Source organism: Loktanella atrilutea (assembly GCF_900128995.1).
GTDB classification, from domain to species: Bacteria; Pseudomonadota; Alphaproteobacteria; order Rhodobacterales; family Rhodobacteraceae; genus Loktanella; species Loktanella atrilutea.
In genome coordinates this window covers 122,873-142,237 of record NZ_FQUE01000006.1, presented here as the reverse complement: position 1 = coordinate 142,237, position 19,365 = coordinate 122,873, and the positions used below count along the sequence as shown (strand labels likewise).

The 19,365-nt window shown below is 65.9% G+C and carries 15 protein-coding genes and 1 tRNA gene; 10 read left to right on the top strand and 6 right to left on the bottom strand.

The window, feature by feature from the left end:
• Nucleotides 1-35: 35 nt before the first annotated feature.
• Entirely contained in the window at nt 36-3,548 is a 3,513-nt protein-coding gene (locus BUA54_RS13585; protein ID WP_072857794.1) for a chemotaxis protein CheB, read from the top strand.
• Nucleotides 3,548-3,916: a response regulator gene (locus BUA54_RS13580; protein ID WP_072857793.1), complete on the top strand. Its 369-nt coding sequence runs from the start codon at nt 3,548-3,550 to the stop codon at nt 3,914-3,916. Before BUA54_RS13585 ends, BUA54_RS13580 begins: the two co-directional genes overlap by 1 nt.
• A 44-nt stretch (nt 3,917-3,960) precedes the next feature.
• On the opposite strand, the gene BUA54_RS13575 is transcribed toward BUA54_RS13580, so the two are convergent.
• The 3 genes from BUA54_RS13575 to BUA54_RS13565 are packed head-to-tail and all read right to left on the bottom strand — an operon-like array spanning nt 3,961 to nt 8,340.
• A complete protein-coding gene (locus BUA54_RS13575; protein ID WP_072857792.1) occupies nt 3,961-6,018 on the bottom strand; it encodes an NADH:flavin oxidoreductase in 2,058 nt (685 codons plus the stop codon).
• A gap of 10 nt (nt 6,019-6,028) precedes the next feature.
• Nucleotides 6,029-7,081: a flavin reductase family protein gene (locus BUA54_RS13570; RefSeq protein ID WP_072857791.1), complete on the bottom strand. Its 1,053-nt coding sequence runs from the start codon at nt 7,079-7,081 to the stop codon at nt 6,029-6,031.
• Nucleotides 7,078-8,340, bottom strand: a complete 1,263-nt coding sequence (locus BUA54_RS13565; RefSeq protein WP_072857877.1) for an aromatic ring-hydroxylating oxygenase subunit alpha — start codon at nt 8,338-8,340, stop codon at nt 7,078-7,080. The genes BUA54_RS13570 and BUA54_RS13565 overlap by 4 nt, the downstream gene beginning before the upstream one ends.
• 257 nt (nt 8,341-8,597) lie before the next feature.
• On the opposite strand from BUA54_RS13565, the gene BUA54_RS13560 reads away from it, so the two are divergent.
• From BUA54_RS13560 to BUA54_RS13550, 3 genes are all read left to right on the top strand, one after another.
• Nucleotides 8,598-9,485, top strand: a complete 888-nt coding sequence (locus BUA54_RS13560) for a polysaccharide deacetylase family protein (RefSeq protein ID WP_072857790.1) — start codon at nt 8,598-8,600, stop codon at nt 9,483-9,485.
• A 135-nt stretch (nt 9,486-9,620) separates the two neighbouring features.
• Complete coding sequence (gene modA, locus BUA54_RS13555; RefSeq protein ID WP_072857789.1) at nt 9,621-10,433, top strand: molybdate ABC transporter substrate-binding protein; 813 nt, start codon at nt 9,621-9,623, stop codon at nt 10,431-10,433.
• Nucleotides 10,434-10,472: 39 nt separating this feature from the next.
• Nucleotides 10,473-10,892, top strand: a complete 420-nt coding sequence (locus BUA54_RS13550) for a PPC domain-containing DNA-binding protein (RefSeq protein WP_072857788.1) — start codon at nt 10,473-10,475, stop codon at nt 10,890-10,892.
• A 19-nt stretch (nt 10,893-10,911) separates the two neighbouring features.
• Here BUA54_RS13550 and BUA54_RS13545 read toward each other — a convergent pair.
• A tRNA-Arg gene (locus tag BUA54_RS13545) sits at nt 10,912-10,988 on the bottom strand.
• Between the two features lie 172 nt (nt 10,989-11,160).
• Here BUA54_RS13545 and BUA54_RS13540 point away from each other — a divergent pair.
• The 5 genes from BUA54_RS13540 to BUA54_RS13520 all read left to right on the top strand — a co-directional run bounded on the left by BUA54_RS13540 (nt 11,161) and on the right by BUA54_RS13520 (nt 17,201).
• Nucleotides 11,161-12,009, top strand: a complete 849-nt coding sequence (locus BUA54_RS13540; RefSeq protein WP_072857787.1) for a putative selenate ABC transporter substrate-binding protein — start codon at nt 11,161-11,163, stop codon at nt 12,007-12,009.
• On the top strand, nt 12,009-12,668 hold the full coding sequence (locus BUA54_RS13535; protein ID WP_072857786.1) for an ATP-binding cassette domain-containing protein: 660 nt from the start codon (nt 12,009-12,011) through the stop codon (nt 12,666-12,668). The genes BUA54_RS13540 and BUA54_RS13535 overlap by 1 nt, the downstream gene beginning before the upstream one ends.
• Complete coding sequence (locus BUA54_RS13530) at nt 12,665-14,137, top strand: PhnE/PtxC family ABC transporter permease (RefSeq protein WP_072857785.1); 1,473 nt, start codon at nt 12,665-12,667, stop codon at nt 14,135-14,137. The genes BUA54_RS13535 and BUA54_RS13530 overlap by 4 nt, the downstream gene beginning before the upstream one ends.
• A gap of 219 nt (nt 14,138-14,356) precedes the next feature.
• Nucleotides 14,357-16,648 carry a catalase/peroxidase HPI gene (gene katG, locus BUA54_RS13525; protein WP_072857784.1) on the top strand — a complete coding sequence of 764 codons (2,292 nt, stop codon included), beginning with the start codon at nt 14,357-14,359 and terminating at the stop codon, nt 16,646-16,648.
• A 157-nt stretch (nt 16,649-16,805) separates the two neighbouring features.
• Nucleotides 16,806-17,201, top strand: a complete 396-nt coding sequence (locus tag BUA54_RS13520) for a (R)-mandelonitrile lyase (protein ID WP_072857783.1) — start codon at nt 16,806-16,808, stop codon at nt 17,199-17,201.
• 129 nt (nt 17,202-17,330) lie between these two features.
• Here the strand turns inward: BUA54_RS13520 and BUA54_RS13515 are convergent, their stop codons facing one another.
• Together BUA54_RS13515 and pcaD are read right to left on the bottom strand one after the other, a co-directional pair.
• Nucleotides 17,331-18,413: an alcohol dehydrogenase catalytic domain-containing protein gene (locus BUA54_RS13515; protein ID WP_072857782.1), complete on the bottom strand. Its 1,083-nt coding sequence runs from the start codon at nt 18,411-18,413 to the stop codon at nt 17,331-17,333.
• A gap of 83 nt (nt 18,414-18,496) precedes the next feature.
• Nucleotides 18,497-19,300, bottom strand: coding sequence for a 3-oxoadipate enol-lactonase (pcaD, locus tag BUA54_RS13510; RefSeq protein ID WP_072857781.1), 804 nt, complete (start codon nt 19,298-19,300; stop codon nt 18,497-18,499).
• Nucleotides 19,301-19,365 lie beyond the last annotated feature (65 nt).

The following is a 19,365-nucleotide window of genomic DNA, read 5'->3' as shown; positions in this document are numbered from 1 at the left end:
GGTCACCCTAACTGACCAGATAAAGATAATCATTCGTGCCAACGCGTTCCACAGTTCCCATCGTCGGTATCGGCGCCTCTGCAGGCGGGCTGGAAGCCCTGCTGGCGATGGTCGGTCACATCGGCCTGCGGACCGGCGCGGCCTATGTCATTGTCCAGCACCTGTCACCCACGCAGAAGTCGATCCTGCACGAACTGCTGCAGGACCATGTCGATGTGCCGGTCGCGCAGATCAGGGACGGCGATCCGATCCTGCCGGATCACATCTACGTCGTGCCGCCCGGCATGGTTTGCGACATCAGGGATGACCGCCTGCACCTGACCGCGCGCAGCCCCGAAGAGGCGCCGCATCGCCCGATCGACATGTTCTTCGACGCCATGGCGCGGGAAAGGGGACGCGATGCCTATTGCGTGGTCCTGTCCGGCACGGGCAACGATGGTTCTTCCGGGCTGCGGACGGTCAAGGCGAACGGCGGCTATGCCTTTGTGCAGGAAAGCACCGGCGCGCGGTTTCCGGGGATGCCTGACAGCGCGATCTCGACCGGGCTGGTGGATTTCATCCTGCCGATCGAACGCATCGCCACGCAACTGGCAGAGATCATCAACCACCGCCAGCGACTGTCCCGAGACAGCATCGCGCCCGACATCAAGCTTGCGATCGAGAAGGCGCTGCCGCGCTTCACCAAGCTTCTGTCGGACCGTGTCGGCCACGACTTCTCGTCCTACAAGCCCGGCACCCTGATCCGGCGGATCGAGCGTCGGATGACGATGCTGCGTCTGACAAATGTGGACGACTTTCTGGACATACTCGCGGACGAGAGCGAGGCACACCTGCTGTCGCAAGAATTCCTGATCGGAGTCACGCAATTCTTCCGCGACCCTGCCGCCTTTGACGCGCTGCGGCAGACCGTCATCCCGACGCTGCTGGACACGACGGACGCAGCCCTGCGCGTCTGGGTCCCCGGCTGTTCTACCGGAGAGGAAGCCTATTCCATCGCCATCCTGTTTCTGGAGGAGATGGCCGCCCGGCGGGACCGGCGGGTCCTGCAGGTGTTCGGCACGGACATCGACACCGCGGCCCTGACGGCCGCGCGCTATGGCCGGTTTTCGACCGGTGCGGTGTCGAGTCTCGACCCGGCGCTGCTGGACAAGTATTTCGTTGAGGAACTTGACGAATATCGTGCGGTGCCAAGGCTGCGGGAGGCCTGCATCTTTGCACCGCACAACATCATCCAGGACCCGCCGTTTTCGCGGATCGACCTGATTTCCTGCCGTAACCTGCTGATCTATCTGTCGTCGGACCTGCAAAAGCAGGTCATTCCGCGGTTCCATTTCGCCCTGCGCGACCGGGGCTACCTGTTCCTTGGCCCGTCCGAGGGGTTGTCGGGCGAAGACAACCTGTTCAGCTTCGTCGACAAGCCGAACCGGATCTTCGAAAAGAACGACACGGCCAGAACCAGCTATTCGGCCTTGCTTGAAATGCCGCGCCGGGCGCTGACGCAGGTCACGACACTGCCCCGGGCACCGCAGCCCGTCAGCATCAGCCGCGAGTTGTCGCGCGAGGCCGGCGTGGAGCGCGAATTCCTGCGCAACCACGCCGCGCCCTTCGCCCTGCTGTCGGCACTTGGAGAGGTTGTCTACCTGTCGCAGCGGATGACCACGCTGGTGCAGCCGTCAAGCGGCACGCCCTCGACGTCGATCGATGCCTTCCTGATGCCGGACCTGCGCATGCCTGTGCGGTCCGCACTGCAGCGCTGCGTGGAATCAGGTGAGGCGCAGAGCGAGGAGAACGTCGTGGTCCCAGCAGACGGCGGGCCCCGCATCTTCGATATCCGGATCGGCCCCGCCGGGGGCGATTACATCCTGACCGTGACGGAGGCCCGCGCGATCGAGGCCGGGCGCATCGGCGATGTGCTCGAACGGCGAGAGGCGATCGACCGGGATATTCTGGAAACGGAAGTCGTCCAGTTGCGCAAGCAGCTGGCCCGGACCTTGCAAGAGACGGAAACGTCCGGCGAGGAACTCAAAAGCTTCAACGAAGAGCTGATGAGCATGAACGAGGAACTGCAGTCCTCCAACGAGGAACTCGAGACCTCGCGCGAGGAGCTGCAGTCGATCAACGAAGAGCTCGAGACCGTCAACGCCGAGCTGCAGGAGAACAACCGCCAGCTGACGCGCGCGAATTCCGACCTCAAGAACCTTTTCGAATCGACCGATCTGGCCGCCCTGTTTCTGGACCGCGATTTCTGCGTCAGGAACTTCACGCCCAGCGTGACAAAGTTGTTCGGCATCCGCATCCGGGATATCGGGCGCCCGATATCGGATCTGGCATCACGGATCGAATATCCCGAGCTGCAGGAAGATGCCGAACGGGTGGACGAAACCCAGACGTCGCTTGAGCGTGAGGTCGTCATACAGGCCACGCAGGAGACCTACATCCTGCGCATCAAGCCGTACCGCACCACGGACAACCTGCTGGACGGCTACGTGCTGTCCTTCGTCGACATCACGCAGCGCAAGAACTACGAGGTGACGCTGAAGCGGAACGAGAGAGCGCTGGAACGGCAGTATGCCGAGCTGGAGAACCTCTACGACACGACGCCAGTGGGCCTCGCGCTGGTCGACAGCGAAATGCGCTGGGTGCGGATCAACGATACGCTGGCCCGCATCAACGGTTTCCCGGCAGAAGATCACATTGGCAAGTCGTTCATGGAACTTCTGCCGGAACTGGCGGAAACCCTGGCGCCGCCTTACCGAGAGGTGTTCGAGACCGGAAAGCCGGTTCAGGGATTGGAAATCGTAGGCCAGACCCATGCCTCTCCCGGAGAAACGCGCCACTGGATCGGCGATTTTTATCCGGTGTGGCAGGGGCGCGATGTCTTTGCGGTCGGTGTCTGCGTGCGCGAGGTGACGGAGCAGGCCCGAATGGTCGAACGCATCCGCACCCAGAATACCCAGCAGAAGACGCTGCTGGCCGAGTTGCAGCACCGGGTCAAGAACACGCTCGCCACGGTCAGCTCGATCTCGAAACTGCTGCTGCAGGGGATTCAGAACCCGTCGGAATACCAAAGCCGTCTGGAAGAGCGACTGGCGGCCATGTCGCGGACCCACGACCTGCTGACTGACGGCGACTGGAAGCTGACGACCTATTCGCAGATCCTCGCCAACGAAACCCTGCCCTATCCGCAGGGAGAGCGTGTCACCATGCGTGGTCCCGACTTGCCGCTGGTGCCGCGCATCGCCACCTCGCTTGGCATGGCAACGCACGAACTGGTCACGAATGCGGTGAAATACGGCGCCCTGTCCGTCGATGCGGGCCGTGTCGAAGTGCGGACCATCCATGACGCCAGCGGCGACGACAACCGCGCCCATATCATCTGGAAGGAACTGGGCGGTCCAGCGATCGCGACACCGCCGGACCGGCAGGGCTTTGGCAGCATCGTCTTGCAGCGGGTCCTGAAAAGCGATCTGAATGCAACCATCGCCGTCGACTACGAGCCGGACGGCCTGCGCTACGAAATCATCTTCGATCTGGAAGAGACCATCTGATGCAATCTCCCGTCCTCATCCTGGAAGACGAGGCCCTCATCGCCCTCGATATCGAATACACGCTTGATACCGGGGGCTATGCTCCGATCGTCGTGTGTAATGGGGTAGAGGAGGCGCTGAAACAGATCGACTTCGCTTTGCCGCGTTTCGCGTTCCTTGACCTGAACCTCGGACATGGGGAAACCAGCCTGCCTGTCGCGCGGCTTCTGAAGGACCGGCAAGTGCCCTTCGTCTTCCTGACGGGCTACACGCGGGCGACGGTCGATCTGCCGGATGATCTGGGGCAGGTGTCGCGCATGTCCAAGCCTTTCAAGAGCACCGATCTGATCGAATGGGCCCGGGACCTGGCGGAAGAGGTGTCGGACTGACCGAAGCTGGTCGCTGACCGCCGGCCAGTCCGAAGCCGACTTATTCAGAGATCCTTGACCAGACGCAATGCGTCGTAGATCGCCGCATGGGTGTTGCGTGACGCTACCGCGTCGCCGATCCGGAACAGCTGATAGGCACCGTCGCTGCGGACAGAGATCGTCTGGGCGCGCCCGGCGATCAGTGCCGCATGATCGACCGCGCCATCATTGACCGAACCTGGACGCAGGGCGTGATACAGCTCGTCGAGGGGGAGTGTGCCGTAGTTCAGCACGACCTGATCGTATTCCGTATGGGTCACGCGTTCGGAATAATCGGTGCCGATCGCGACGCGCAGCCGATTGCCCAGGCGTTCCACCCCCAGCATCCGCTGCGTCACGGTGAAGGTGACGTCGTCGTGCTGCAGCGCCTTCATGTAGGGCACGAGGTTCATTGCCATGACCTCGGGCGCGAAAGTGCGGTCGGGTGTCATAATCTCGACCTTCGCGCCGGCCAGCAGCGCGACCTCGGCGGCCTGAAGTCCTGCGTGATCGCCCGCCTCGTCGTAGATCAGGACGCTGCCGGCAGGTTTTACATCACCGGACAGGATATCCCAGCTCGTGACGACCAAAGCCTGTTCGTGCGATGTTTCGTACAGCTGACGATGCGCCATGCCACCAGTCGCCACGATGACGACATCGGGGTTCAGGGCGGTGACGTCATCTTCTTCGGCGTAGGTGTTGAAGTGGAACGTCACGCCCATGGCCGTGCACTGCGCCATGCGCCAGTCGATGATGCCCATCAGCTCACCGCGCCGCGGCGTGCGGGCGGTCAGGCGGATCTGGCCACCGGGTGCATCGGCGGCCTCGAACACCGTAACGGCGTGACCGCGGGCGGCGGCGACACGCGCGGCCTCCAGCCCCGCAGGGCCGGCACCGACGACCACAATGCGGCGAGGCGTCGGGGCGGGCGCGATGTCGTGGGGCATCGTCTCCTCCCGCCCCGTGGCGGCGTTGTGGATGCACAGCGCCATGCCACCCTGATAGATGCGGTCGAGGCAGTAGTTCGCCCCGGTGCACGGCCGGATGTCATCTTCGCGCCCCTGTTCGATTTTCTGCACGATATGCGGGTCGGCCATGTGGGCGCGGGTCATGCCCACCATGTCGAGCAGCCCATCCGCGATGGCGTGCCGCGCGGTGGCGACATCCTGGATGCGGGAGGCATGGAAGGTCGGCAGCCCGGTCGCCGCACGGATCTGGCCGGCGAAATCCAGATGCGGCGCGCTGCGCATGCCGCCGACGGGGATCATCTGCGTCATCGCGGGATCGGTGTGGATGCGGCCCCGGTTCACGTTGAAGAAATCCACCATCCCGCTGTCCCGCAGCAGGGTGGCGATCTGCACGCCCTCGGCGGCGGTGATCCCGCCTGCCTGCATCTCGTCGGCCGTGCCGCGGATGCCGACGATGAAGTCGGGGCCAGTGCGCTTGCGTACCTCGGCCAGCACGTCGAGGGTGAAGCGGACGCGGTTCTCGATGCTGTCCGCACCGTAGGGACCGGTCAGGGTATTGGTCAGCGGCGACCAGAAACTGTCAAGCAGGTGGCCACCGGCATAGAGCTCGATTCCGTCCATGCCGCCGGCCTGCATCCGCTCTGCCGCGTCGGCGAAGTCGGTGATGATGCGGGCGATGTCCCAATCCTCCATCACCTTGGGAAAGGCGCGGTGGGCGGGTTCGCGGTGCGGGCCGGGGCTGACGGCGGGCAGCCAGTCGCCCTTTGACCATGTCGTGCGGCGCCCAAGGTGCGTCAGCTGGATCATCACCGCGCAGCCGTGTTCGTGGACGGCATCGGTCAGTTCGCGCACCCACGGCACGACCTCGTCGCGGTAGGCCAGCACGTTGTTGAAGACCGGCGGGCTGTCGCGGCTGACGGCAGCAGAGCCTGCCGTCATCGCCAGTGCCACGCCGCCCTTGGCCCGTTCCGCGTGGTAGGCACGGTAACGGCCCTTCGGCATCCCGTCCTCGGGGTAGGCGGGTTCATGGCTCGTGGTCAGGATCCGGTTCTTCAGCGTCAAATGCTTCAACTGGAAGGGCTGCAGCAGCGGATCGGTAGTGGCGCCGTCTTTCATTCGGGTCTTCCTAACAGTCGAGGACGATATCCGTCAGCGGGCGGCTGACGCAGGGCAGGATGAAGCCGCGGTCGATTTCGCGTTGGCGGATGCCGCCCTCGTGGGCCATCGTGACTTCACCGCTATGCTTGAACGTCTTGCAGGTGCCACACATGCCCCGCGCGCAGGACGAAGGTAGCGGCAGTCCTGCCGCCTTCACCGCGCCGAGGATGGTCGAGGTTTCAGGACAGGCAAAGCTCTTGCCGGACTTGGCGAAGGTCACGGTGCGCTGGCGCGTCTCTGCCGTGGGCGTGATCTCTGCCAGTGGAGAGCTGAAGTCGAAGCTTTCCTCGCCGTAGTTGTCGGCGGACACGCCGGCGGCGCGGGCGGCGGTGCGCACCATTTCCATGAAGGGTTGCGGTCCGCAGCACAGCACGGTGCGGTCCGCCATGTCAGGGATCAATCGGGCCAACAGGTCTGCATCCGGCCGTGTGGCGCCGGGTGTCCGTGTCGTGACGGGAATATGCACCAGCCCCGGCAAGCGACGGCTTAGCACGGCGATGTCATCCGCAGCGATCATGTCCGCATGATCGGGCGAAACCTGCACAAGGACAGCATCGAAGGCGATGCCGCGATCCGCCGCCGTGCGCAGCATCGAAAGCATCGGCGTCACACCGCTGCCCGCCGCGATCAATGCGTAGCGACCGCCGGGCCACGACACCGGGCCGAAGCGACCAGAGGGACCGAAGGCCTCGATCGTTGCGCCCGGCCGCAGGTTGTCGTGCAGATCGCCGGACGCGGCGCCGGACTGGCGCTTCACCGTGATCTCGATCCCGCCGTCCCGTGCCGCAGAAGACGCGATGGTATAGCAGCGCTCGACCGTGCCGGACGGCGTCGGAATGCGGAAGGTCATGAACTGGCCGGGATCGTGTTCGATCCGGCTGCCGTCGGCGGGGGCCAGAAGGAAGGTGCGGACATCCGGGGTTTCGTCCCAGACGGCCCGGCAGACCAGCGTCGCCCAAGCCTCGGGCGGAAAGCGCCGCCGCCGCCGGGTGCCCCAGTCGGCCGGATCGACGGCGATCATGCCCCGCTGCCCGCGGTCATGCGGCTGACATACCACGTCGCGAATTCGTCCAGCGCGCGTTCGGTGAAGCGCGAGTAGGGGCCGGGCCGGTAGCCGGGGGACATCGCACCCCGATGGGCCAGCGCCACCAGATGCGCGTCCTCGGCATTGGTCTGTTTCCAGACGGCGGTCAGGTTCTCGAGGTCGTAATCCTCGCCCTCCACCGCGTCGCGGTTCACCAGCCATCTCGTTCGCACCAGCGTCCGGTCCGGCGCCACCGGGAAGGCGGTGAAGATCACCGCGTGGTCCGACATCACGTGGTTCCACGAATTGATCCCCCACAGGTGCACATCACCCATCCCCGGGCGGTCGGTGTCTCCCAGTGGCACGCCGACCGCGGCGCGGGTGTCGGGCGTCTGGCTTTCGCCCAGCCCGGCGATGATCAGCCGCTGAGTGCGAAAGTTCGTGGGCCAGCCGACGGTATGTTCGACGGCCGCATGCGGCAGGCCCTGCGCATCCCAGATCGCGCCGTGCCGGGCGTAGGCATCCAACAGGCCGTTCGCCTCGGCCCGCTCCGTCTCTGTCAGGTTCGCGGGATCATAGCCGAAGTCCGCGGCGTGAAAGGACAGGGACAGTTGCGGATGGTTCGACGCGCAGTGATAGCACTCGCGATTGTTCTCCATCGTCAGCTTCCAGTTGCCCTCCTCGATCACGTCCTGCTCGAACGCGATCTTGGCGTTGCGCAGGTCATAGGGTGCCAGCCGCGGCTCCATCACCGCCGCAAGTTCCGCGATGTCGGCGGGCGGATCGTCGGACAGGCAGGCATAGAGAATGCCGCCCACGTCGCGCAGCGCCACGGGCTTCAGATGGTGCAGGTCGCGGGCAAAGTCGACGCCCATGTGCGGGGCGAGCGCCAGTGCGCCATCGAGGTCATAGGTCCATTGGTGGTAGGGACACACAAGCTTGCCTACGACGGATCGGCCCGGCGGCACCAGCCGTGCCCCGCGATGAGAGCAGACGTTGTGGAAGGCGCGCAAGGCGTCGTCGTCGTCGCGCAGGATCAGGATCGAGGCCGGACCGATGTCTACCGCCATCACGTCGCCGGCTTCTGCCACATCGCAGGCGACCCCGACGGCGATCCAGTGCCGCCCGAAGATCGTGGCGCAATCCGCATCGAAGGCCGCGCGGGAGGTGTAAAGTTCTGCCGGCAAGGTGTGCCCGGGCTGACGCGCGGCCAGCAGGGCCATGACGGGGGACAGGGTGGAACGGTCGTCTAGCATGGCGGTGGCCCTCTGGTTCGGATCCGTTATTGCCGCATTCCGCAGGGGCGAGGCGTCGAAATGCGACGGGCCGGTGTCGTTTCCGCCGCTGTCCTGTCTGCTGTCACCGAAGGAAGCCGTGAACGTGCACGCAAGCATGGCTGACAGGGCCTTCTGTCCTATCCTATTCATTCAGGGATCGCAGACAGCACAGCGCTATGCTTCGTGAAAGGATGAAAGACCATGACCGTTAATACGCCAGCGTTTCCGGGGGACGCATGACCCTCGCGTCGCACGACCGATACGACTACAGCGCCGTGACGGACCGGCCCGCCTTTCTATGGCCAGAGGGCCGGAGGCTGGCGGTCTATCTGGGCGTGAACTTCGAACATTTCGCCTTCGGCGAGGGCCGGGGCGCGCAGATCGGCCATGCCGAGCCACCGCCCGACGTGTTGAACTACGGATGGCGCGACTACGGCAATCGGGTCGGCGCGTGGCGGTTGATCGACCTGCTGGATGCGCTGGACCTGCCGGCCACGGTCCTGCCCAACAGCGCGATGTACGACTATGCGCCAGACCTCATGGCCGCACACCACGCACGGGGGGACGAGATCGCGGGACACGGGCGGACCAATTCCGAAAGTCAGAGCGACATGTCCGAAGGCGAGGAGGCCGCGATGATCGCGGAGGCGACCGCGAAGATCGCCGCCGGAGCCGGCATGCGGCCCAAGGGCTGGCTAAGTCCCTGGATCGCGGAAACGGAGGTTACGCCGGACCTGCTGGTGGAGGCGGGCTACAGCTACACGATGAACTGGTGCATGGACGACCAGCCCGTCTGGATGCGCACCCGGTCCGGCCCTCTGCTGGCAATGCCCTACGGGCAGGAGATCAACGACATCCCTGCGATCGTCGGACGCAAGACCGGGGCCGCGGAATTCGCCGACATGATCATCGACAACTTCGACGAACTGCTGGACCAGAGTGAAGGCCAATCGCTGGTCTTCGGAATCGCGCTGCATCCCTATATCGTCGGCCAGCCGTTCCGCCTGCGCCAGCTGCGGCGTGCGCTGAGGCATATTGCGCGGCATCGCGACCGCGTCTGGCTGACCACGGCGGGCGAGATCGCGGAAGCCTTTGCCGGACAGGTTCCGCCAGATCGGAGCTGAGCGACTGAGGGACTGGTGAGGCGCAGAGCACGGCAAAACCTGCCTGCGTGCGACGTCCGCCAGAATCGGCACTTGCACCGCAGGCACGGGCCGCGCGATCCTTGCCAGATCAAGAAGACTCATCAGGACTTTGCCATGCCGTCGTTTCGTTCGTTCGGTCCCGCCGCCGCGACCCGTCTAGCGCTGATTATGGCTTGCGTCATGGCGGCAACGACCGTCCGTGCCGCGGCGGACGACATCACGGTCTTTGCCGCCGCCAGTCTGAAGACCGCGATGGATACCATTGCCGCCGACTGGACCGCGGCCACGGGTCTTACCGCCGCCGTGTCGCTGGGCGGAAGCTCGGAACTCGCGCGGCAGATCCAGCAGGGTGCGCCCGCCGACGTCTTCGTCTCCGCCAACCCGGAGTGGATGGACTTGCTCGAAGCCGATGGCCTCGTGGTCTCGGGCTCGCGGTTCGATCTTCTGGGCAACCGCCTCGTGCTGATCGCGCATGACCGGGACGCGGCACCGGTCGACATCGCACCGGGATTCGATCTGGCGGGTTTGCTGGGCGAGGATCGCCTTGCGATGGCGATGGTGGATGCCGTGCCGGCCGGCATCTATGGCAAGGCGGCGTTGACCGGCCTCGGGGTCTGGGACGCCGTCGCGCCACATGTCGCGCAGGCCAGCAACGTGCGTGCGGCCCTTGCCTACGTCGCGGCTGGTGAGGCGCCGTTCGGCATCGTCTACGCCACCGATGCGGTGGCAGAGGATCGGGTCAGCGTCGTCGGCACCTTTCCCGAGACGTCCCACCCGGCGATCGTCTACCCGGCCGCAGCATTGACGACAGGTGACAGTTCGCTTGCCGCCGACTTCTTGACCTACCTGCGGGGCGACGCGGCGCGCGACGTCTTCCTGCAGCAGGGTTTTACGGTGCTGACCAGCAAAACGGCGGGCCGCAACTGATACCGCCGGCGCGGCAGGGTAAAAGAAGGATGGTCTGACATGAACTGGCACGCCTCCGATGGCCGTTTCATGGCGGTCCGCCTGAAGCCCGGCGCGAACCTGATCGAAGGCCTGCGAAACATCTTTGCTGAAAGCGCGGCCACGGCCATGGCGGTCGTCAGTTGCGTCGGCAGCCTGACGCAGGTCGACCTGCGGTTCGCCGACCGCCCCGAGGCGACGCGCCTTCGCGGGCGGTTCGAGATCCTGTCGCTGACAGGCACCATGGATGCAGCGCACCAGCATCTGCACCTGAGCGTGGCGGATGAACACGGACAGGTGCGCGGCGGCCATCTGATGGCGTCTGGCAGCGTTGTCTACACCACCGCCGAACTCGTCGTCGCCGTCCTGCCCGGCCTGCACTTCGCCCGCAGGCCCTGCGCCCTGTCCGGCTATGACGAGTTGACCATCGCACCGGTGTGACGTCTCGGGCATACAATGTTGGCGATCCCGGGAGGACTCGAACCCCCAACATCCTGATTAGAAGTCAGGTGCTCTATCCGGTTGAGCTACGGGACCGGTAGGGTCTGATACCCGGTCGAAAATTGCGGTGCAATGCCCCCCTGCGGCCCAAGGCCCTGCCGGGTGCCGCCTCGAGGTCGTCCGCGTGTCCGGAATCGGCGCGGAAGGCATGGTCACGGGCACGGCCTTGCGCTAAGCCGATGGCGAAAAATATCAGGAGTTTCTGAAGATGCGTAAATATCTCGCATGCCTGCTTGCGATCACGGCGGGCCAGTCCGCCGCAGCCCAGACGCTTTATTTCTCGGCCATTCCCGATGACGACGAATCGCGGCTGGTCGAACGTTTCGGCGCGGTGGCGGACTATCTGTCAGAAACACTCGACGTCGACGTGCAGTACGTCCCGGTGAAAAGCTATGCCGCCGCCGTCACCGCCTTTGCCAACGACCAGATCCAGCTGGGCTGGTTCGGCGGTCTGTCCGGCGTGCAGGCGCGCATCGCGGTGCCGGATTCTCATGCCATCGCGCAGGGGGCAGAGGACGAGACCTTCGTCACCTATTTCATCGCCAACAATGACACGGGCCTGACCGAAGGCACGGCATTTCCCGATCTGGCGGGACGCTCCTTTACCTTCGGGGCAGAGACATCGACCTCCGGTCGCCTGATGCCGGAATACTGGATCCGAGAGAAGACTGGCAAGGCACCGTCCGACCTGTTCAGTGCTGTCGGATTTTCCGGCGATCACGGGCAGACCCTGCGGCTGGTCGCTTCCGGCGCCTACGAAGTCGGTGCACTGAACTATTCGGTCTACGACACCGCCGTCGCCGACGGTGCGCCCGAGGCCGCGGCCACCACCGTGATCTGGCAGACGCCGCCCTATCCAGATTACAACTGGACGATCCGCGGCGACGTCGATGACCGCTTTGGCGAAGGCTTTGCCGAAAAGGTGCAGGCGGCGCTGATCGGCATGGACGATCCGGACCTGCTGGCCTCTTTCCCGCGCAGTGCCTTCATTCCCGCCGATGACGCGCTTTACCAGCCCATCGTGGACACGGCGCAGGCGCTGGACCTGATCGACTGATGACGGCACCGCTTGTCGCGCTGACGGACCAGACGCTGGGCTGGGGCGGGCAGGCGGTGCTGCGGGGGGTGACCCTGCAGGTCGCGCCCGGCGAGCGCATCGTGCTTCTGGGACGCAGCGGTGTCGGCAAAAGCACGCTGCTGGCCACCCTGCACGACCGGCTGACCAAGCGCACCGCGCTGGTGCCGCAAGACCACGGGCTGGTCGGAAGTCTGTCGGTCTTCCACAACGTCTGGATGGGCGTGCTGGACGACCACGGCACCGCGGGCAACCTGCGCTGCCTGCTGTGGCCGCGCCGGTCTGAAAGGTCGCGGGTCGAGGGCATCCTCGATGTCGTCGGCTTGGCGGGCATGGGGCGCCACCGGGTGTCCCGACTGTCCGGCGGCCAGCGGCAGCGGGTGGCGCTGGCCCGGGCCCTGCTGCGCGGTGGAGAGGTCGTGCTGGGCGACGAGCCTGTGACAGCGCTGGACCCGGCGCAGGGCGCGGCCCTGCTGGACCACCTGGGCGGGCGGTTCGCGACGTCCATCCTTGCGCTGCACGATGTGGATCAGGCGCTGCGCGTCGCCACACGGATCGTCGGCCTGCGGGCGGGTGGCATCGCCATCGACGCGCCCGCGACAGAGCTTACCGAGGCCGATCTGCTGGCGCTTTACCGATGATCCGCCGCCGCGACGTGCTGGCCGGCTTCGCGCTGGCGACAGTGGCGGCGCTGTGGCTTGCGGACCTGCAGGCCACGCGGCCCGACCCCTGGATGACGCTGGCGGCCATCGGACACGGCTTGCTGCATCCGGATTTCAGCGATCCCGCCGGCATGCTCGGGGCCGCGGCGCTGACCGTGGCATTCGCGTTCTGCGGCGTGGCGCTTGGCGCCGTGACGGGCCTGCTGATGGCGCCGTTCTACGGCGCGACGCCGGTCCGTCTCGCCTGCATCTGCCTGCGTGCGGTGCACGAACTGTTCTGGGCGCTGCTGCTGTTCAGCGTGACCGGCCTGTCGCCGCTGACCGGGGTGCTGGCGATCGGGCTGCCCTATGCCGGGATCTTCGCCAAGGTCTTCTCCGAATACCTTGATGACGCACTAGCCGCCGCGCGATTGCCGCGGGCCGTCCCGCGGCTGACCCAATTGCTGTGGGTGCGCCTGCCGCAGGCCCTGCCGCAGATGCGGACGTATACGCTCTACCGGCTGGAATGCGGGCTGCGTTCGTCCGCAGTGCTGGGCTTCATCGGCCTCCCCACGCTGGGGTTCCAGCTCGAGACGGCCTTCAAGCAGGCGCAGTACGGACAGGCCGTGGCGGTGCTGGCACTATTCCTTGCACTGATCCTGCCATTGCGGATCTGGATGATCTGGCGGTTGGCGCCAGTCTTTCTGCTCGCCTCTGTCGCGGCACTGATGACCATCGTCGTGCCGCCGATGGGGGATGGCGCGGTGCTCCGCTTTCTGGCGGACATCGTGCCGGCCCCCCTGCGCAGCGGGGCGGACTGGGGTGGCTGGCTGGACAAGGTCTTCGTCGCGCAGGCGCTGCCCGGATCCGTCGCGACGCTAATCCTGTCACAGATTGCCCTAGCCGGGGCGGCCGTGCTGGCCGCGCTGGCCTTTCCGGCCATCGTGCCGGGCGTGGTGGGCCGGGCAGGGGCGCTGGTAGGACATGCCGTGCTGGTCGTTCTGCGATCCATCCCGGACTACATGCTGGCTTTCGTGCTGCTGCAGATCCTCGGGCCTTCGATGCTGCCTGCGGCACTGGCGCTCGGGCTGCATAACGGCGCCATCATCGCCCATTTGCTGGGCAGAGAGGCGCGGGGCCTGCCGCAGCGTCCCGACGCGCCGCGTGGCCTGACGCTCTGGGCATGGGACCTGTTGCCGCGCCTGACAGCCTCGTTCTGGGCGCTGTGCCTGTATCGGTGGGAGATCATTCTGCGCGACAGCGCGATCATGGGCCTGCTGGGCATCGGAACCCTCGGCTTCTACATCCAGAGCAATGTGCAGACCCTGAGAATGGACCGGGTGGTGGCATTGCTGGTGGTTTCGGTCCTGCTGACACTGGCGGTCGATACCCTGTCGCGCCGGCTGCGCCGCGCAATGCAGGACGGACCCGTCCTGCGGATCGAGGCCTCTCGCACATTGGCTTCGTAGGCGGTCCGGAACCGGGCCTCGCGGCAGGACCGACCGTCGGACATTGTGTCGCGCCGGCAGGGCATTGGCGCCCGCGCGATGGCATCGGATCGCACGATGGGTTAGCGGGATCGTCAACTGCCGCGACGCTTTGCCGGGTTACGTTTTCCGGCGATCCGGCTAAAGCGGGTGCAGTAGGGTCCGACCCGAAAGCTAAACAGAGATCAGGAAAGCGACATCATGAAAGATCATGCAGCAACACAGGGCGCATGTCCCTTCCGCGGCACCCGCATCGGCGGCGCCCTGGGGTCCGAACCGCAACTGGACCATTGGTGGCCGAACCGTCTGAAGGTCGATCTGCTGCATCAGGACCCGCCCTTCGCCAATCCGCTGAAGGACGAGGACTACGCGTCGCGGTTCCTCGAACTCGACCTCGATGCGATCAAGGCGGACATCAAGGAATTCCTGACCACCTCGGTCGAATGGTGGCCCTCCGACTATCACAACTACGGCCCGCAGATGGTGCGGATGGCCTGGCACTCGGCCGGGACCTACCGGATCGCTGACGGTCGCGGCGGCGCTGCGCAGGGCATGCAGCGTTTCGCGCCGATCAACAGCTGGTGGGACAACGGCAATACCGACAAGTCGCGACGCCTTCTGGCACCGATCAAGATGAAGTACGGGTCCAAGATCAGCTGGGCCGACCTGATGGTCCTGACCGGGAACTGCGCGCTCGAGATCATGAACTTTCCGACATTCGGGTTCGCCGGCGGCCGCATCGACGCATGGGAAGCCGACAAGGCGACCTACTGGGGTCCGGAAGGCTGGAACGGCAAGCGTCCGTCAGAGGCGCCTGCCCAGCAGCTGGAAGGTCACCCCGACCAGATGGTCAACCGCGGCATCCGTTGGAAGGGTGACGTGAAGGAAGAGTATTACGACCTCGAGAACCCCCTTGCTGCGACCAACCAGTCGCTGATCTACGTCGATCCCGAAGGTCCGAACGGCAACGGCGTGCCGATGGACAGCGCCCGCGACATCCGCGAGACCTTCTCTCGCATGGCGATGAACGACGAGGAAACCGTTGCCCTGATCGCCGGTGGCCACGCCTTCGGCAAGTCCCACGGCATGACGCCGGCGGATCAGATCGGCAGTGCGCCCGAAGGCGCGCCGATGGCGGCGATGGGCTTTGGCTGGCACAACCCGCGTGGCAACGGCAACGGGGCCGACACGATGACCAACGGTATCGAGGGGTCGTGGACGCCGAACCCGACGACGTGGGACAATGACTACCTGACCAACCTGTTCAAGTTCGAATGGCAGCAGACGACATCGCCCGCCGGCGCGACGCAGTGGACGCCGATCGATCCGAACGCGCCCAAGACGCCGGACGCGCACGTGCCCGGACAGATGAACGACCTGATGATGATGACCTCTGACATCGCCCTGAAGGTCGATCCGAAATACCGGGAGGTCTGCGAGAAGTTCCTGAACGACTTCGACTACTTTACCGAGGCGTTCAGCAAGGCGTGGTACAAGCTTGTGCACCGCGACATGGGGCCGAAGGTCCGCTATCTCGGCAAGGAAGTGCCTGCGGAAGAGTTCCTGTGGCAGGATCCGATCCCGCGCAACGACGGCTACAGCCTGTCGGACGCCGATGTCGCCACCCTGAAGGACCGTATCCTTGCCACCGGGCTTTCGGTGCAGGAACTGGTGTCGACCGCCTGGGCCTCCGCGTCCACCTTCCGCAAGTCCGACAACCGTGGCGGCGCCAACGGCGCCCGCCTGCGGCTGGAGCCGCAGCGCAGCTGGGAGGTCAACAATCCCGACCGTCTGGGCCGTGTGCTGGACGTGCTGGAGGGCGTAAAGGCGGACTTCGGTCGCGTGTCCATGGCCGACCTGATCGTGCTGGCGGGTTGCGCCGGTGTCGAGAAGGCCGCGCGTGACGCGGGTGTCGAGGTGACCGTGCCGTTCGTCGGTGGCCGCATGGACACCACACAGGAGCTGACGGACGTGGAACAGGTGAACTGGCTGCAGCCTGTCGTCGACGGTTTCCGCAACTACATCAACGAGTCCGTCGGCTATCACGTGGCGCCGGAGCACCTGTTTCTTGACAAGGCGCATCTGCTGGGCCTGACCGCCCCGGAGTGGACCGCCATCACGGGGGGCCTGAAGGTGCTGGCCGGAAACTACGACGGCGCCTCTGCCGGCGTCTTCACCGACCGCCCCGGCGTGTTGACCAACGATTTCTTCAAGACGTTGTGCAGCATGGACTACACGTGGGAACCGCAGGGGGAGGACGAGATGACGTTCGCCCTCGTGACGCGCGAGGGCGGTGAGTCGCGCTATACCGCGACCCGCTGCGATCTGGTCTTCGGCGCCAACGCGCAGCTGCGTCAGGTGGCCGAAGTCTATGCCGCCGACGACGGTCACGCCCGTCTGGTCAAGGACTTCGTGAAGGCGTGGCACAAGGTGATGATGCTCGACCGGTTCGATGTGCCGGCAGAGCGCGCGAAGGCCGTCGCCGTCTGCTGATAAGGTGGCGTGACAGGAAAACCGGCCCCGCGGGGCCGGTTTTTTCATGCGCCCCGCGTGCTGGCGGGGCTTTGATCCTGCGAATCCGATCCTGCGCAGGGTTTACAATCCGCTGCTGCGGTGCCGATGATGCTGGACGTTGCGAAGGGACAGGACCATGAAGATCACGCCGCATGCCGATTTGCCCATCAAGACCGCCGACCCTGCGTGGTTTACCGGCGCTGTCACGATGTCGCCGCTGTTCCACGACGAGGCACCGTCACGGGCTGCCGGTGCCGAGGTTACGTTCCAGCCCGGCGCCCGCACCCACTGGCATACCCATCCGCTGGGACAGGTGCTGATCGTCACGGCGGGCGAGGGCCGCGTGCAGCGCGACGGCGGACCCGTGACGGCGATCCACGCGGGCGACGTGGTGCGCTTCGATCCCGATGAACGGCACTGGCACGGCGCCGCCCCCGACAGCGCGATGACTCATATCGCGATCCACGAGGCGGTGGACGGCAGCGCCGTTACCTGGGGCGACCCCGTGACGGATGCGGACTACGCCGGATAGCACCGCCATGCGACGGGTCGGGCGACCAGTGTCGTAGTGATGACGGAGCCTTCGGCAGGCGTTTACTGACCAGGTAAATGCGGAACGCGGCGCGTCGGTGCGATCCGTTCCCATCGGGGGCCGGGCGGTTCAGTCGAAGAGGATGACGTTGCGCTTCGCGGCACCGGTGCGGGTGTCGGCGATCGCATCGTTGATCTGGTCCAGCGACCATGTCCGACTGATCAATTCGTCGAGCTTCAGCCGGTCCTGACGGTAAAGATCGACGAGCCAGGGGATATCGCGGGCGATGACGACGTCGCCCATCTTCGACCCGATCATGCCCTGACCGGTGGCGGCGATCATCACCGGCTCGTAGCTGGATGTGGCCCCGGAATGCGGCATGCCCACCATGATGAGCCTGCCACCCATCGCGAGGTATTGCGGCGCCGTGTCATAGGCGGGGATCGCGCCGACGGTGACGATGACGACGTCGGCCCCCTTGCCGAGCGCCTTCTTGGCGGCGCGCCACGGCTTTTCGTCCGTCGCAAGCACGCCGTCGGTGGCGCCGAAGTCGCGGGCGATGGCCAGCTTGTCCTCTGTCATGTCGACGGCGACGATGCGGCGGGCGCCGGCGATCCGGGCGCCCTGAATCGCGTTCAGGCCGACGCCGCCGGCCCCGATCACCACGACATCCTGACCCGCGCGCAGCCCGGCGGCATTGACCACGGCACCGACGCCCGTGATGACGCCGCAGGCCAACAGCGCCGCGGCGGCGAGGTCCATGTCCGCCGGCAGCTTCACCACCTGGCTCTGGTCCACGACCACACGCTCTGCGAAGGCGCCGCTGTCCATCGCCTGCACGATGGGCCCGCCGTCCAGCGTCGTCAGCGGGCCGTCGTGCTGCGGCGGTGCCGCGCACAGCACCGGCCTGCCGCTGCCGCAGGTGGGGCAGGTGCCGCAGGCGCGGATCAGGGTCACGACGACAGGATCGCCGACGGCGACACCGCGGATGCCTGCCCCGACGGCGGACACATGGCCCGCAGCCTCGTGACCGAAGATCGCAGGCAACTTGCCGCCCCAGGCGCCGTCGGCGAAATGGATGTCCGAATGGCAGATGGCGCAGGCTTTCAAGGTGACCTCGACTTCGCCCATGTCGGGGGCGCGCAGGTTCACGGTCTCGATCTGCAGGGGGGCGCCATGGGCATGGCAGACGGCAGCCTTGATCTGGGTCATCGGTTTCTCGCGCTTTGTGTCCTGAGGCATCCTGTGCCGTGCCCGCGGGGCCTGCAACCCCTGTCGCGGGTCGGGCGGCATGCTTACGCGACGGTGCCCGTCCGCGTCAGGAAGTCCGTCAACAATCGGGCATAGGCCTCGGGTTGTTCGACGCAGGGCAGGTGCCCCGCGCGGCGAATGATATGAAAGCTGCTGCCGGGGATCAGGTCGACGGTCTCTCGGACGAGGTCCGGCGGTGTGGACCCGTCCTCGCTGCCCGCGATGCCCATGGTGGGCAGGCGCAGCCCGCTGGTGGGCGTCATGAAATCGGTGCCGGAGATTGCGGCGCAAACGCCCGTGTAGCCCTTCACCGGCGTCGCCTCCAGCATCGCCTGCCACGGGGCCATCGCCGGGGTGCCGTAGAAGTCGCGACCGAACCATCGCTGCATGACACTGTCGGCGACCGGCCCCATGCCGTCGCGGGTCACGGCGGCGATCCGGTCGGACCAGAGCTTCGGATTGCCGATCTTGGCCGCCGTGTTTGACAGGACCATGGCGCGCACGATGTCCATGCGCTTGACCGCCAGCCCCTGCGCGATCATGCCGCCGACGCTGAGCCCCACGAAGACGCAGTTGCGGACCTGCAGGTGATCACAGACAGCCTCTGCGTCGGAAACGAGCTGTCCCATGGCGTAGGGCGCGTCAGGGCAGTCGGACTGTCCGTGCCCGCGCTTGTCCCACCGCACATAGCGCAGGCCTTGCGGCAGCAGATCCATGATCGGATCCCACAGATGCAGCGTGGTCCCGAGAGAGTTGGCGAAGACGACCGTGGGGGCATCCGCGCTGTCGGCGCCGTCCGTGCGGGCGTGCAGCGTGATGCCGTCGCGGGTGATGCGGTGTTCTGTCATGGTGGCCTCCTGTCGCGATACCGCAGACAGACCCGCTATGGGCCGCGCGGTCAAGCGGTGACGGG

Excerpts from the sequence above, each read along its gene's own strand:
- BUA54_RS13565 (WP_072857877.1), bottom strand. The coding sequence starts at position 8,340 with ATGCTAGACGACCGTTCCACCCTGTCCCCCGTCATGGCCCTGCTGGCC.
- modA (WP_072857789.1), top strand. The coding sequence starts at position 9,621 with ATGCCGTCGTTTCGTTCGTTCGGTCCCGCCGCCGCGACCCGTCTAGCG.
- BUA54_RS13560 (WP_072857790.1), top strand. The coding sequence starts at position 8,598 with ATGACCCTCGCGTCGCACGACCGATACGACTACAGCGCCGTGACGGAC.
- BUA54_RS13520 (WP_072857783.1), top strand. The coding sequence starts at position 16,806 with ATGAAGATCACGCCGCATGCCGATTTGCCCATCAAGACCGCCGACCCT.
- BUA54_RS13540 (WP_072857787.1), top strand. The coding sequence starts at position 11,161 with ATGCGTAAATATCTCGCATGCCTGCTTGCGATCACGGCGGGCCAGTCC.
- BUA54_RS13580 (WP_072857793.1), top strand. The coding sequence starts at position 3,548 with ATGCAATCTCCCGTCCTCATCCTGGAAGACGAGGCCCTCATCGCCCTC.
- pcaD (WP_072857781.1), bottom strand. The coding sequence starts at position 19,300 with ATGACAGAACACCGCATCACCCGCGACGGCATCACGCTGCACGCCCGC.
- BUA54_RS13550 (WP_072857788.1), top strand. The coding sequence starts at position 10,473 with ATGAACTGGCACGCCTCCGATGGCCGTTTCATGGCGGTCCGCCTGAAG.
- BUA54_RS13515 (WP_072857782.1), bottom strand. The coding sequence starts at position 18,413 with ATGACCCAGATCAAGGCTGCCGTCTGCCATGCCCATGGCGCCCCCCTG.
- BUA54_RS13530 (WP_072857785.1), top strand. The coding sequence starts at position 12,665 with ATGATCCGCCGCCGCGACGTGCTGGCCGGCTTCGCGCTGGCGACAGTG.
- katG (WP_072857784.1), top strand. The coding sequence starts at position 14,357 with ATGAAAGATCATGCAGCAACACAGGGCGCATGTCCCTTCCGCGGCACC.
- BUA54_RS13570 (WP_072857791.1), bottom strand. The coding sequence starts at position 7,081 with ATGATCGCCGTCGATCCGGCCGACTGGGGCACCCGGCGGCGGCGGCGC.
- BUA54_RS13535 (WP_072857786.1), top strand. The coding sequence starts at position 12,009 with ATGACGGCACCGCTTGTCGCGCTGACGGACCAGACGCTGGGCTGGGGC.
- BUA54_RS13575 (WP_072857792.1), bottom strand. The coding sequence starts at position 6,018 with ATGAAAGACGGCGCCACTACCGATCCGCTGCTGCAGCCCTTCCAGTTG.